Source organism: Streptomyces sp. NPDC001678 (assembly GCF_042892945.1).
GTDB lineage: Bacteria > Actinomycetota > Actinomycetes > Streptomycetales > Streptomycetaceae > Streptomyces.
Window position 1 is genome coordinate 208,285 of the sequence record NZ_JBIAUP010000007.1, and the last position, 12,870, is coordinate 221,154.

The window sequence follows — 12,870 nt, forward strand, 5'->3', positions numbered from 1 at the left end:
GTACGACCGTGGTGTCCACCGCACCCCGGTGCTCCCCGACACGATTGCAGGTACGCAGAGATGACGCAGGACTCCATCGCCACGGGCCGTACGGCCCGTGGCCCGTGGGACGAGTACCTGGACACCGCGGGCCCCCTGCTCCAGGCCATGGGCGACCAGGTGCACCGACTGATCGGCGAACTCGACGAGGTACGGCGCGACGGGGCCACGGTCTACCTGGCGGGCAACGGCGGCAGCGCCTCGGCCGCCTCCCATCTCGCCCAGGACCTCCTCAAGGGCACCACCGCGGAGCAGAACCCTCCACTGCGCGCGATCGCCTTGACCGACAACCTGTCCATGCTCACCGCCTACGCCAACGACTGCGGATACGAGCGGGTGTTCGTCGAGCCCCTGCGGCTGATGGCGCGCCCCGGCGACCGGCTGCTGGTGATCAGCTGCTCGGGCACCAGCCCCAATGTGGTGGCCGCGGCCCGCTGGGCCAAGGAGGCGGGGCTACGGGTGATCGCGGTGACCGCGGGCACCGGAGGCATCCTGCGCGACCTGGCGGACGCGGAGGTGAACGCCCCGACCAAGGACGTCGGCATGGCCGAGGCCATGCACAGCATGATCTTCCACTTCGTCACCCAGTACCTGCGTGACAACAGCGGCAACCCCCGCCACTCCCACCAGGGCTGAGCTGAGAGGTCCCGTATGCGTGCAGCAGTGCTCAACGGCCCCCGCGACCTGTCCGTCGAGGCCGTCCCCGACCCGGTGCTCCCCGAGGGGTGGGCCCTGGTCCGCGTCGCCTACAACGCGATCTGCGGCAGCGACGTCTCCCTGTACAACGACGTGTGGCACGGCGCCGCCCTGCCGGCGATACCGGGCCACGAGTGGAGCGGCACCGTCGCCGAGACCCGTAGCCCCCTGGTGAGCCCTGGAGACGTGGTGGCCGGGGACATCGCGCTGACCTGCGGCCACTGCTCGTGGTGCGGCAGGGGGCAGCCGGTGATGTGCCCGGAGCTGCGCGAGTTCGGCTTCACCGATCCGGGCGGCTGTGCCGAGTTCATCGCCGTGCCCGCGCGGAACCTGGTGCGGCTCCCGCCGGACACCGACCTGCTGACGGCCACGCAGACGGAGCCGCTGGCCGTGGCCCTCCACGCGCTGGACCGGGTGCGGCTGGAGGCCGGGGAGAGTGTCGCGGTGCTGGGGTGCGGTGGCATCGGCCTGAACGTGCTCCAGGCGGCCCGGGCGTCCGGCGGCCGGGTCGTCCTGGCCGTCGACCCGGTGGAGCGGCGCGCCGCCGTGGCCTCCTCGCTCGGCGCGCGGACGGCGCTGTCGAGGCAGGAGGAGGTCACGCGGTGGATCGAGGAAGCGGGGCCCGCCGGGCTGCCGGACGTCGTCCTGGACGCCTGCGGGGAGCCGGACGCGATCCGGCTCGCCGCGGAGCTGGTGCGGCCCGGCGGCCGGGTCGGCCTGATCGGCTACCGGGTCGGCAAGCGGGTCGAGATGCCGGCCGCGCAGTGGCCGCTGAAGCTGATGTCGACGATCGGGGTGATGGGCCCGGGCCGGTTCATGCGCCGGGCGGCGGACCTCCTCGTGGACGGTGCCGTGCGCACCGACCGGGTCATCACCCACGTCCTGGGGCTGTCGGAGGCGGACAAGGCGTTCCGGCTCGCCGATCAGCCCGGCCCCGATGTGATCCGGGTGGTGGTCCGTGCCGACGGCTGAGCGCGCGGAGGGCGGCACGGGTGGCTGAGCTGCGTACGGACCCGCTGACCGGCCTCACGGTGGCGGTCGACGGCCGCCGCCAGTCCCGCCCCCGCGCCGGGAGCGAGGACTGCCCGTTCTGCCCGGGCGGGCTGGAGGCGCCCGAAGACTACCGGGTGCGGCGGTTCCCCAACCGCTGGCCCGCCCTGGACGGGGGCCGGTGCGAGGTGCTGCTGTACGCCCCCGAGCACGGCGGGTCCTGGGCCACGATGGGCCTGAACCAGGCGGCCCGGGCGGTCGCGTTGTGGAGCGAGTGCACCGAGGAGCTCGGCGCGCGGCCCGATGTGGGCTACGTGCTGCTCTTCGAGAACCGGGGCGCCGACGCGGGCGCGACCGTGGACCATCCGCACGGGCAGGCGTTCGGCCTGCCCGGTGTCCCGCCCGCCCCCGCGGCGCAGCTGGAGCGCAGCCGCGCGCTGGGCCGCTGCCCGCTGTGCGAGGGGCCCGCGAAGGAGCTGGTGGTGGCGGAGGAGGGCGGCTGGCGGGCCTGGGTCCCCGAGGCACCGCTGTTCCCCTACGCGCTGCGGCTGGCGCCGCGCGCCCATCTGCCGGACCTCCCGGGCGCGGGCGCGTACGGGCGGCGGGAGCTGGCCGCGCTGCTGACGACCGTCCTCGGCAGCGTCGACGCGCTGTTCGGGCGGCCGGCGCCGTATGTGCTGTGGGTGCGTCAGCGGCCGACGGACGGCGGTCACTGGCCGTGGGCGCATCTGTATCTGGAGATCAATGTGGTCTGGCGGGCTCCCGGGACGCCCCGGTACATCGCGGCGGGGGAACTGGGCAGCGGGATGTACTTCACCCCGCTGGAGCCGGAGCGGGCCGCCGAGACGCTGAGGGGGGTGTGATGGCCCGGCGGCGGCGTCTGCCCCGGCCGGGCCGGCGTCCGTCCCCGGGCGCCGGGCGCCCGGGGACGGCGGGGTCAGGCGGCGAGTTCCGCCAGCTGGTCCACGAGGACCGCGATCGGGTCCGGCGGGATCTGCTTGCGGACGGCCACGGCCGCGCGCCGGCCCATCTCCTGCCACTCGCCGCGGGCCCGCCAGGCCCGCTCCAGGGCCTCGTCGAGGCAGGCGGCCGCCGGGGCGGCCGCGACGAAGCCGGTCACCCCGTCCTCCAGGAGCTCGGCGTTGCCCGCCACGTCACTGACGATCGCGGGCCGGCCGCAGAGCATCGCCTCGATGATCACGGTGGGCAGGCCCTCGGCCCGCGAGCACAGGACCAGGCCGTGGTGCTCCCGCCAGATCGCCTCGACGTCCGTGGTGTACCCGGCGAACTCGACGTTGTCCAGGCCGAGCCGGTCGCGCAGGCAGCGCAGCACCCACGCGTGGCTCCCGGCCCCGAACAGGGAGACGGTCAGCGGGCGTTCGCGCCACTTGGGCCGGGCGAGGACCTCGAAGAGCACGTCCTGCCCCTTGCTGATCGGGTCGAGCCGGGCCGGGCAGGCCAGCCGCAGCGGCCCGGTGCCGCCGGGCCAGGGCGGGGCCGCGCCGTAGTCGACCTTGAAGTGGCAGCGGACCACCCGGGCGTTGGGCAGCCGCGTGCCGACCTGGCGTTCGGTGATGTCCCGGTTGGCCTCGGACACGAAGAAGGCCGCGCGGGCCGCGCGGTAGGCCACGGCCAGCCGCTGGGCGACGTCGTCCGCCGGCCATTCGAAGTCGGCGGCGGAGTTGGAGTAGGCGACGTACGGGTAGCCGCGCGTCCGGCACTCCTCCATCCAGCCCAGCCCCTCGTAGTTGTCGCCCTGGGAGACGACGACCAGGTCGGGCCGGACCTTCTCCAGGGTGCTCGACCGGTGTTCGGACCACGGGAGTTGGTGGACGGGGCGGAGGTCGTAGGGGGGCTGCTCCCAGCGGCGGTGCACGACGCACCCGGCCCGCTCGGCGGCGGCCAGCTCGGCGGGGACCTCGTCCCAGCCCTTGACGCTCGCGTGGACCTCGGCGCCCCGCTCCAGCCAGTGCCGCGCGGCCAGCGCCCAGTTCGTCTCGCTGGGGCCCCATGGCGCGGTCTCGTTCGCCGAGACGAAAAGAATACGGAGTCGTGCTCGATCGGCGGTGCCCATTCTCGCATTGCCTCCATTCCGGCTCCCTGGGGAGCCGAAAAGACCATAACAGCGAAAGCGGGTACGCAGAAGTGCGCACTTTCTTTCTGGACCGGGACGGCACCTTGAATGCGAAGCCGTCCGACGGCCGATACATCGGACATCCAGCGGAGCTTGTCCTGCTGCCGGGCGCCGCCGAGGCCGTGCGCGAACTGAACGCCGCCGGACGGCGTGTGGTGCTGGTGACCAACCAGCGGGGCGTAGCCAGACGCCTGATGACCAGCGCGGACCTGGTGGCGGTGCACGCGCGGCTCGCCGCGCTGCTGCGCGAGCACGGGGCGTTTCTGGACTCCATTTACGTCTGTCCGCACGAGGTGGGCGAATGCGGTTGCCGAAAACCGCTGCCCGGACTTCTCACCGCCGCCATGCGGGATTTCCAGGACATCGACCCGGCGGATTCCGTGATGATCGGCGATACCGAGTCGGACGTCATGGCGGGAAAGGCGGCCGGCACTCTGACCATTCTTCTTCAGGGCCCGGGAAAACCGCCTGCGAACACTGCGGCGGACATGGTGACGACGGATTTACGAACGGCCGTCGACCTCCTGCTCACGTCCTCGAAAGGCGGTTTCGTGTGAAGATCCTGGTGACCGGCGGCGCCGGTTTCATCGGCAGCGCGGTGACGCGCAGGCTCCTCGACGAGGGGCACCGGGCCGTCGTCCTCGACGACCTGTCCACGGGCTTCGCCGACGCCGTCCCGCACGGCGCCGAGTTCGTCCGGGGCACGATGGCCGAGGCGGCCGCTGTCCTCACCGATGGGCCGGGCCCGTTCGACGCGGTGCTGCACCTCGCCGCGCGGGCCCTCATCGACGACTCGGTGCGCCACCCCGAGCGCTTCTGGCGCAACAACACGGTGGAGAGCCTGACCCTGCTGGACGCGGTGCTGCGCGCGGGCGTCGGCCGGCTCGTCTTCTCCTCCACGGCCGCGGTCTACGGCCAGCCGGAGCGGGTGCCCATCGAGGAGAACGCGCCGACGGTGCCCACCAACCCGTACGGTGCCTCGAAGCTGGCCGTCGACCTGGCGCTGGAGGCGTACGCCCGTGCGCACGGTCTCGCCTCCGTGAGCCTCCGCTACTTCAACGTGGCGGGCGCGCTGGGCGAGTCGGGCGAGCGCCACGAGCCGGAGACCCACATCGTCCCGCTGGCCCTGGACGCGGCCCTGGGCGGGCGCCGGGAGTTCGCGGTGTTCGGCGACGACTACCCGACCCACGACGGCACGTGTGTAAGGGACTTCATCCATGTCGCGGACATCGCCGACGCTCATCTGGCCGCGCTGCGGGGCGCGGTCCCCGGTGAGCACCGCAACTACAACCTCGGCAACGGCAGGGGGTTCTCGGTGCGGGAGGTCCTCGACGCGGTGGCCCGCGTCACCGGCCGGCGCGTACCCGCCAGGGTGACGGGCCGGCGCCCGGGCGATCCGGCCGTCCTGGTCGCCTCCGCCGAGCGCGTCGGCCGGGAACTGGGCTGGAAGCCGGCGCGCCCGGGCCTCGAGGCGATGATCGAGGACGCGTGGCGGTTCCGCCGGGCGCGCTCATGACGGCCACGCGCCCGACGGAAGGGTTCCGTTTCCGCTACCGTACGTCCCACAGGAGCCGGGCCAGCTCCCCGATGTCGTCGATGCCGGAGAGGTCCACGGGCACCTCCTCCAGGACGTCGAAGTCATGCAGGAAGGTGAACCGGAGCATGTCCTCGGCGAAGGTGTCGGTCACCTGCCATTCCGCCCCTTCGAGCAGCGCCGCGAGCAGTTGGCGGTCCGCCCGGAAAGCGTTGAGGTGCAATTGGACGAGGCTGTACCGGGGGTCTCCCGCGTATACGTCGGTGAAATCGATCAGACCGGTCACCGAGGCGTCGCCCGCATCGACGAAAAGGTTGGTGCCATGCAGGTCGCCATGTACGAACACGGGTTTCCCGCCGTCGAGCAGGGCGTCGACGGAGGGCAGGAAGTCATCGACCCGGTCCAGCAGTCGCGGGGAGAGATAACCCCATTCCCGGTGGTCCTCGACGGTGGCCGCGCGGCGTTCCTCGAGCAGTTCGGCGAAGACCGGGGAATCCGGTCGCAGCGCTCCCGCGCCGGTCAGCGGTACGGAATGCAGCCGGCGCAGCACCGCGCCGAACCGCCGGGCCAGCGCCAGCTGGGTCGGCCGGTCGGCACGCGCCGCGGCCTCCCGCCATGTCGTGCCGGGGGCCGCGGCCATCACCAGGTACGGCCACGGCCAGGCGGCGCTGCCGGGAAACAGCTCGCCACGGCCCAACAGCGGGGGAACCGGCAGGTCCTGACCGGCCAGCACCTCATAGGCCTCGGCCTCCGAGGCGTAGTTCTCCGGGCCGCACCAGTGCTCGCCGTAGAGCTTGACGACCACGCCGGTGTCGGCGATCAGCACGGGGTTGGTGCTCTCCCCCGGGACCCGTAAGGCCCCCGGGGCGGGGAGCCCGGCCGCGGCCAGCGCCCGTCGGCCCCAGGGCTCCCAGAATTCCAGGTCGTTCCGGAGTTTCGCGTAGGTTTCGTCCGATGTAATTTCCATCGGCTGGGCGGGGTATTTATTGGGCACAGCATTCTCAGGCACGGCAGTTCCCCGACTTCTCTGCGTGTGGTGATGCCTATCGAATTCGGTTCAGGATAACATGGCCGGCCTGCCGGGCAACGGTGAAGCCCGGCCATTCGACCCGTCATTGCGAGGTGTACGCATTGAACGTCGACGGCGCCCCGATCCCGACGAACGCGTCCTCTCTTGCCGTACTCGCCAGGCTCGGCCCGTATTTACGGCCGGTATGGCTCCCCGTCACCGGGGCGGCCGCCGCCACATTCGGCGCCCTGCTGTGCGGCCTCGGCATTCCCCTGGTGGTGCAGCGCGTCATCGACGGCCCGCTCGGCTCCGGCGACTTCGGCCGGCTGCCCTGGCTGATCGCCCTCGTCGCCGTGCTCGGCACGGCGGAGGCCGGCCTGTTGTGGGCCCGCCGCAAGCTCATCGCCCGCCCCACCGCGCTGGTGGAGTCCCGGATGCGGGCCGACCTCTTCGCCCACCTGCTGCGGCTGCCCGTCGCCTTCCACGACCGCTGGCAGTCCGGCCAGTTGATGTCCCGCGCGGTCAACGACCTGGTGACGCTGCGCAAGTACCTGGCCTTCGCCGCGGTCTTCCTCGTCGTCAACTCCCTGACCCTGGTGGTGGGTCTGGGCATCCTGTTCACCATCGCGCCCGAACTCGCCCTGGTCGGGCTGATCAGCGCCGCGCCGCTGCTGCTGATCACCTACTTCTACGAGACGCACTACAAGAAGGTCGCCCGCCGGGCCCAGGACCAGTCCGGGGACCTCACCACCCTCGTCGAGGAGACGATGCTCGGCACGCGCGTCATCAGGGCGTTCGGGCGGTCCGCCGAACGCACCCGGCTGTTCGTCGCCCAGGCCCGCCGGCTGCGCTCGACCGAACTGCGCATCGTCCGCATCCTCGGCGGGCTGTCCACCGGCCTGCTCATCCTGCCCGAGCTCGGTATCGCCGGTCAGCTCGCGGTGGGCGGCTGGGGCATCGCCGAGGGCAGGCTGACCCTCGGTCAGCTCGTCGCCGCGATCACGATCAGCACGTATCTGCGCTGGCCCACCGAGTGCATCGGCTGGGCGCTGTCGGAGACGAGCACGGCCGCCGCGGCCTGCGACCGCTACTGGGAGATCAGGGACTGCCCGCCGACCGTCACCGACCCCGCCCGGCCCGTCTCCCCGGCCGGCCCCGCGCGGGGCCGGCTGCGCTTCGAGGACGTCCACTTCCAGTACCCGGGGCAGCCCCGCCCGCTGCTGCGCGGCGTCGACCTGGAGGTGCGCCCGGGCGAGACGATGGCGCTCGTCGGCGCCACCGGATCCGGCAAGACCACCCTGGCCTCCCTGGTCCCCCGGCTCGCGGACGTCACGGCGGGCCGGGTCACCGTCGACGGCGTGGACGTACGGGACATGCCCCTGGCCGAGCTGCGGGCGATGATGGGCTGCGCCTTCGAGGACGCGCTGCTGTCCTCCGCCTCCGTCCGCGAGAACATCGCCCTCGGCGCCCCCACCGCCTCCGACGCCGACATCCGCGCGGCGCTTCGGGTGGCCGGCGCCGAGGGCTTCGTCGACGCGCTCCCCCACGGTCCGGGCACCCGTATCGGCGAACGCGGCATGTCGCTGTCCGGCGGGCAGCGGCAACGGCTCGCCCTCGCCCGCGCGGTGCTGCCGCGGCCCGCCCTGCTGGTGCTCGACGACCCGCTCTCCGCGCTCGACCTCCACACCGAGGCGGAGGTGGAACGGGCGCTGCGCGAGGTGCTGCGCGACGCCACCGCGCTCGTGGTGGCGCACCGCCCGAACACCGCGCGCATGGCCGACCGGGTGGCCGTCCTGGCCGACGGCCGCGTCCTCGCCGTCGGCACCCACCACGAACTCCTGGACTCCTGCCCCCACTACCGCACCCTGATGGCGACCCCCGGCGAACCCGGAGCGGCGGAGGCGGTACGGGCCGACCCGCGGCCGGACAGCGAGGCGGTGACCCCGTGAGCGACACCACCTGCGCCGGGCCGGACGAGCAGACTCCGGAACTCGCCGGCGCCCTGACCGCCGAGGACGCCCCCGTCCTCGACAAGGCCACCCAGGCGCGCGTCCACGCCCGTTCGCGAAAGCTCCTCGCCTCCCTGCTGCGCCCCTGGCTGCGCCGGTCGCTGCTGGCACTGGCCGCGCTGGTGGGCGAGAACCTCGGGCAGCTCGCCGGGCCCCTGCTGATCGCCCGGGCCATCGACGTCGGTGTGCCGGGGGCCGTCGCGGGCCGGCCCGGCGCCCTCGTGCGGTGCGTGGCGGGCTTCACCGCGTGCGCCCTGGTCGCGGCCGCCGCGCGCTACGGCTTCTTCCGGCTGAGCGGCAGCGTCGGCCAGGCCGTCCTGCTGGACCTGCGCACCCGTATCTTCGAGCACGCGCAGCGGCTGCCGGTCGCCTTCCACGACGCCTACACCTCCGGCCGCGTCGTCTCCCGGCTCACCTCCGACGTCGACGCGGTGCGCGACCTGGTGGAGACGAGCCTGGACGGCCTGCTGACCTCGCTGCTGTCGGTGGGCGGCATCGCGATCCTGCTGCTGTGGCTGGACCTGCCGCTGGCCCTGGTGGTCCTCGGCACGTCCGTCCCCCTCGTGCTGATGACCCGCTGGTTCCGCGAGCGCTCGCGGCAGGCGTACCGCAGGGCCCGCAACACCGTCGCGGAGATCCTCGTGGAGCTGGGCGAGACGCTGGGCGGCATAAGGGCCGTCCAGGCGTTCCGCGCCGAGTCCCGCGCCGCCGTCCGGATGAACCGGCTCAACGACGACTTCCGCGACGCCCACACCGACGCCCTGCACGTGGTGGCCCGGTACACGGCGGGCGTCCGGCTGGTCGGCAACGTCTGTCTGGCGCTGGTGCTGGCGATCGGGAGCTGGCGGGTGGCGAACGGCACCCTCCAGCTCGGCGTCCTGACCGCCTTCGTGCTCTACCTCCGCAAGTTCTACGACCCGCTGGACGAGCTCGCGACGTTCACCAACAAGTACGCCGCGGCCGCCGCGGCCCTGGAGAAGATCTCCGGCTTCCTGGCCGTGCGGTCCTCCGTGCCCGAACCGGCCGCCCCGGACCGCCTGGACGCCGGCCGCCCGGGCCGCGGCCGGCTCCGGCTGCGGGCCGTGGAGTTCCGCTACTCCCCCACGGGCCGGCCCGTCCTCCCGCCCCTGGACCTGACCGTGCCCGCCGGGCAGACCGTGGCCCTCGTCGGGGAGACGGGCGCCGGGAAGTCCACCCTGGCCAAGCTCCTCGCCCGGTTCTACGACCCGACGGCCGGCGCGGTGCTGCTGGACGGGGTGGACCTGCGGGACCTCGCCGATGCGGACCTGCGCCGCGAGGTGACCCTCCTGACCCAGGAGAACTTCCTGTTCAGCGGCACGGTCGCGGAGAACGTGGCGCTGGCCCGGCCCGGCGCGAGCGACGCCGACATCCGCGCCGCGGCGGCTGCGGTCGGCGCCCACACGTTCATCGAGGCCCTGCCCGACGGCTACGACACGGACGTCAGCAAGCGCGGCAGCCGCCTGTCGGCGGGCCAGCGCCAGATGGTGGCCCTCACCCGCGCCTTCCTGGCCGACCCCACCGTGCTGCTGCTGGACGAGGCCACGTCCAGCCTGGACATCCCCACCGAACGCGCCGTGCAGGCCGCCATGGCCAAGGTGCTCGCCGACCGCACGGCCCTCATCATCGCCCACCGCCTGTCCACGGTCCTGGCCGCCGACCGCGTCCTCGTCATGGACGCCGGCCGCATCGTGGAGGACGGGCCGCCCGCGGAGCTCATCGACGCCTCGGGGCCGTTCAGCCGGACGTACCGCACCTGGATCGCGGCGGTGGGCGAGGACTGACGCCGCCGGGACGGGCATGCCGGGCATACGATGCCCGGCATGCCGACGCTCCACCTCCTGACCGGCGCCCCGGGCGCGGGGAAGTCCACGCTGATCGCGCACCTGACGGCGTATCCGCTCATCGCCGTCGACTTCGACGAGCTGATCGACCCCGTCGGCGAACTGCTGGGCGTGGACGTCAGGTCCTCGTCGGCGAGCCGGGTGTGGCCCGGCTACAACAAGCTGTGGGTGGAGATCATCGCCCTGCTGCTGCGGGGCGGCGGGCCCGTGCTGGTCATGTGCCCGCTGGCCCCGGACGAATGGCGGCGCGCGGCGTCGGCCGCCGCAGCGGCCGTGCCGGAGGCCGTCTGGGCGCGGCTCGACTGCGCCGACGCCGACCGGCGCGCGCGCCTCGCCGCGCGCGGCTGGGACGACGGCCGGATCGAGGACGCGGTCGAGGACGCGGCCGGGCTCCGCCGGGTCGTCGGCCGGGAGTTCACCACGAGCGGTCGTTCGGCCGCCGCGACGGCCACGGCCCTCGCCGAGTGGGTTGGCAGTTAGGCGCTCCGTTGGAGGTCCGGTACCTCATCTGCCGGTGCGTCGTGGCTGGTCGCGCAGTTCCCCGCGCCCCTTCGGGGCGTCACCCGGCCCCCGCCAGCTCCTCGATCGCCTTGAGGGCCTGCTCCACCCCGTCCTCGGTAGCCATGTGCCGCGCAGCGTACGCGGCGGCCCGAGCGTACGACCCCTCGTTCACGACTCGCTCGAGCGCGTCGGCGAGCCGCTCGGCGGTGAGGGACGGGAAGGGGATCGGGGCGGTGGCGGCACCGAGGGCGGCGAGCCGTCCCGCCCAGAACGGCTGGTCCCCGGTGACCGGCACGGTGACCGCGGGAACCCCCGCGCGCAACGCGGCCGCCGAGGTGCCCGCCCCGGCGTGGTGGACCACGGCGGCCAGCCGTGGGAACAGCGCGGCGTGCGGTACGTCCCCGACGGTCAGGACGTCGTCGCCGTCGGCCGCGAGCCCGGCGCCGCCGGACTGGAGGATGCCGCGCAGCCCGGCGCGGCGCAGGGCGCGCACGGCGATCCCGCTCAGCCGTTCCCCGTCCCCGCTCGCCATGCTCCCGAAGCCGACGAGGACGGGCGGGGGTCCGGCGCCGAGGAAGTCCTCCAGTTCGGCGGGGAGTGGCTCGGCCGGGTCGTGGTGGGGCCACCAGGTCCCGACGACCCGCAGGCCGGGGCGCCAGTCGGAGGGGCGCGGCACCAGGGCCGTACTGAAGCCGTGGAGCACGGGCCAGTCGGCTCGTTCCTGACGGCGGCGCATCGCGGAGGGCGAGAGCGGCGGCAGCCGGAGGCGGCCGCGCAGGTCGGCGGCCGCCTGCTCGTAGAGCCGGTCGACCATGCGGAGGGCGAAGCGCCCCATCGCGCGGTTGCCGAGGCGGCCCAGTGAGCGGGTGGCGGTGACGGCGGGCGGGAAGTCCCCGGTCGGCGCGGTGGGCTGGAGGTGGACGCCGAGGCCCGGGATGCCCGTGGCCTCGGTGAGGTGCCAGCCGAGCGGTGCCGTGGTGGCCGACAGCAGGAGCAGCTCCGTGTCGTCGCTCACCGCGTCGGCGAACCCCTGACCGAGTTCGGTGACGAACGCGGCGGCCGTGCGCATCAGCTCACGTCTGTCCGTGCTGCCGCCGCCGCGCACCCGTGTGTCGGCGGGGAGAGCGCGGTACTCCAGCCCGGCGGCGTGTACGAGGTGGGCGTAGGCGGGCGTGGCGGCGACCGTGACGTCGTGCCCGGCCAGGCGCAGCCCGGCGCCCAGACCCGTGTAGGGCGCGACGTCGCCGCGCGATCCGGCCGCGGCGATCAGGATCCTCATCGGTGCTCCCCGGAGGCGGAGTCGGATATGGAGTCGGTGCGGCCGCCGGTGTGGCGGGCCGCGTTGGCGTGGACCGCCCGGGACACATAGGCGGCCAGCCCCGGGCGCTGCTGTGACGGCGGTACGACCAGGGCGAAGGCGCGGGGCTCGGCGGCGAAGTCGTCCGCGATGCGCCGGTGCATGTCGGCGGGGCAGGAGGTGAACCAGCGCGAGATGTGCAGACGGTGCTCCTCGGCGAGGTCCATGGCCCTCTCGCCGTCGCTCGGCTCCCCCTCGTCGAAGGCCGCGAGCAGCTCCGCGCGCCAGGCGGCGGCCTCGCCCATCAGCCGCCGCCAGTCCTCCTTGGTGTGCGCGGCCGCGCGCGCCATCGCCTCGCGCCGGCCGTCCGAGTGCGCCCACTTCAGCTCGGCCTGAGTGGCGTAGCTCAGGTCGAAGGTGATGTCGCCGAAGACCTCGAAGCGTTCCTCGGGGGTCAGGGTCACCCCGGTCTGCTGGACCTCGATGGCCCGTTCCGCCACCTCGGCCAGCCGCTGCAGCCTGGTGATCTCCTCGCTCAGCCGCCGTTGCCGGGCCCTCAGCTGTTCAAGGGCGTTGGCCTGCGGGTCGGCGAGGATCGTGGCGATCTCGTCGAGGGAGAAGCCGAGCTCACGGTAGAAGAGGATCTGCTGGAGCCGGGCGAGATCGGCGTCGCCGTAGAGCCGGTATCCGGCGTCGCTGCGCTCGCTGGGCGAGAGCAGCCCCGCCTTGTCGTAGTGGTGCAGCGTCCGCACCGTCACCCCGGCGAATGCCGCGACCTGTCCCACGGAGTAACTCATCC

Annotated in this window: 12 protein-coding genes; 8 read left to right on the forward strand and 4 right to left on the reverse strand. The window is 73.6% G+C overall.

Annotation, left to right across the window (positions count from 1 at the left end; translation table 11 throughout):
- Positions 1-60 precede the first annotated feature (60 nt).
- Genes ACFYZR_RS17485 through ACFYZR_RS17495 form a run of 3 tightly spaced genes read left to right on the forward strand, consistent with a single transcriptional unit; the run spans position 61 to position 2,588 of the window.
- Positions 61-675 (forward strand): SIS domain-containing protein, encoded by a 615-nt coding sequence (locus tag ACFYZR_RS17485; RefSeq protein ID WP_391911048.1) that lies wholly within the window; start codon positions 61-63, stop codon positions 673-675.
- Between the two features lie 15 nt (positions 676-690).
- Positions 691-1,707 (forward strand): zinc-binding dehydrogenase, encoded by a 1,017-nt coding sequence (locus ACFYZR_RS17490; protein WP_391911050.1) that lies wholly within the window; start codon positions 691-693, stop codon positions 1,705-1,707.
- A 20-nt stretch (positions 1,708-1,727) separates the two neighbouring features.
- Positions 1,728-2,588: a hypothetical protein gene (locus ACFYZR_RS17495; RefSeq protein ID WP_391911052.1), complete on the forward strand. Its 861-nt coding sequence runs from the start codon at positions 1,728-1,730 to the stop codon at positions 2,586-2,588.
- A gap of 74 nt (positions 2,589-2,662) precedes the next feature.
- On the opposite strand, the gene ACFYZR_RS17500 is transcribed toward ACFYZR_RS17495, so the two are convergent.
- Positions 2,663-3,799: a glycosyltransferase family 4 protein gene (locus ACFYZR_RS17500; RefSeq protein WP_391911054.1), complete on the reverse strand. Its 1,137-nt coding sequence runs from the start codon at positions 3,797-3,799 to the stop codon at positions 2,663-2,665.
- Positions 3,800-3,870: 71 nt separating this feature from the next.
- On the opposite strand from ACFYZR_RS17500, the gene ACFYZR_RS17505 reads away from it, so the two are divergent.
- The gene (locus tag ACFYZR_RS17505) at positions 3,871-4,416 is read left to right on the forward strand and encodes a D-glycero-alpha-D-manno-heptose-1,7-bisphosphate 7-phosphatase (protein ID WP_391911056.1); all 546 of its coding nucleotides are present in this window, start codon (positions 3,871-3,873) and stop codon (positions 4,414-4,416) included.
- A complete protein-coding gene (gene galE, locus ACFYZR_RS17510; protein WP_391911058.1) occupies positions 4,413-5,375 on the forward strand; it encodes a UDP-glucose 4-epimerase GalE in 963 nt (320 codons plus the stop codon). Before ACFYZR_RS17505 ends, galE begins: the two co-directional genes overlap by 4 nt.
- Positions 5,376-5,409: 34 nt before the next feature.
- Here the strand turns inward: galE and ACFYZR_RS17515 are convergent, their stop codons facing one another.
- Positions 5,410-6,360: a phosphotransferase family protein gene (locus ACFYZR_RS17515; RefSeq protein ID WP_391911060.1), complete on the reverse strand. Its 951-nt coding sequence runs from the start codon at positions 6,358-6,360 to the stop codon at positions 5,410-5,412.
- 164 nt (positions 6,361-6,524) lie between these two features.
- Here ACFYZR_RS17515 and ACFYZR_RS17520 point away from each other — a divergent pair, with 164 nt between their 5' ends.
- From ACFYZR_RS17520 to ACFYZR_RS17530, 3 genes are read left to right on the forward strand one after another with little or no spacing between them, the layout of a single operon-like run.
- Positions 6,525-8,351: an ABC transporter ATP-binding protein gene (locus tag ACFYZR_RS17520; protein WP_391911062.1), complete on the forward strand. Its 1,827-nt coding sequence runs from the start codon at positions 6,525-6,527 to the stop codon at positions 8,349-8,351.
- Positions 8,348-10,213 (forward strand): ABC transporter ATP-binding protein, encoded by a 1,866-nt coding sequence (locus ACFYZR_RS17525; RefSeq protein ID WP_391911064.1) that lies wholly within the window; start codon positions 8,348-8,350, stop codon positions 10,211-10,213. The genes ACFYZR_RS17520 and ACFYZR_RS17525 overlap by 4 nt, the downstream gene beginning before the upstream one ends.
- A 39-nt stretch (positions 10,214-10,252) precedes the next feature.
- Positions 10,253-10,753 carry an AAA family ATPase gene (locus ACFYZR_RS17530; protein WP_391911066.1) on the forward strand — a complete coding sequence of 167 codons (501 nt, stop codon included), beginning with the start codon at positions 10,253-10,255 and terminating at the stop codon, positions 10,751-10,753.
- 79 nt (positions 10,754-10,832) lie between these two features.
- On the opposite strand, the gene ACFYZR_RS17535 is transcribed toward ACFYZR_RS17530, so the two are convergent.
- Entirely contained in the window at positions 10,833-12,053 is a 1,221-nt protein-coding gene (locus tag ACFYZR_RS17535) for a glycosyltransferase (RefSeq protein WP_391911068.1), read from the reverse strand.
- Positions 12,050-12,868 (reverse strand): MerR family transcriptional regulator, encoded by an 819-nt coding sequence (locus ACFYZR_RS17540; protein WP_391911070.1) that lies wholly within the window; start codon positions 12,866-12,868, stop codon positions 12,050-12,052. The genes ACFYZR_RS17535 and ACFYZR_RS17540 overlap by 4 nt, the downstream gene beginning before the upstream one ends.
- Between the last annotated feature and the right edge of the window lie 2 nt (positions 12,869-12,870).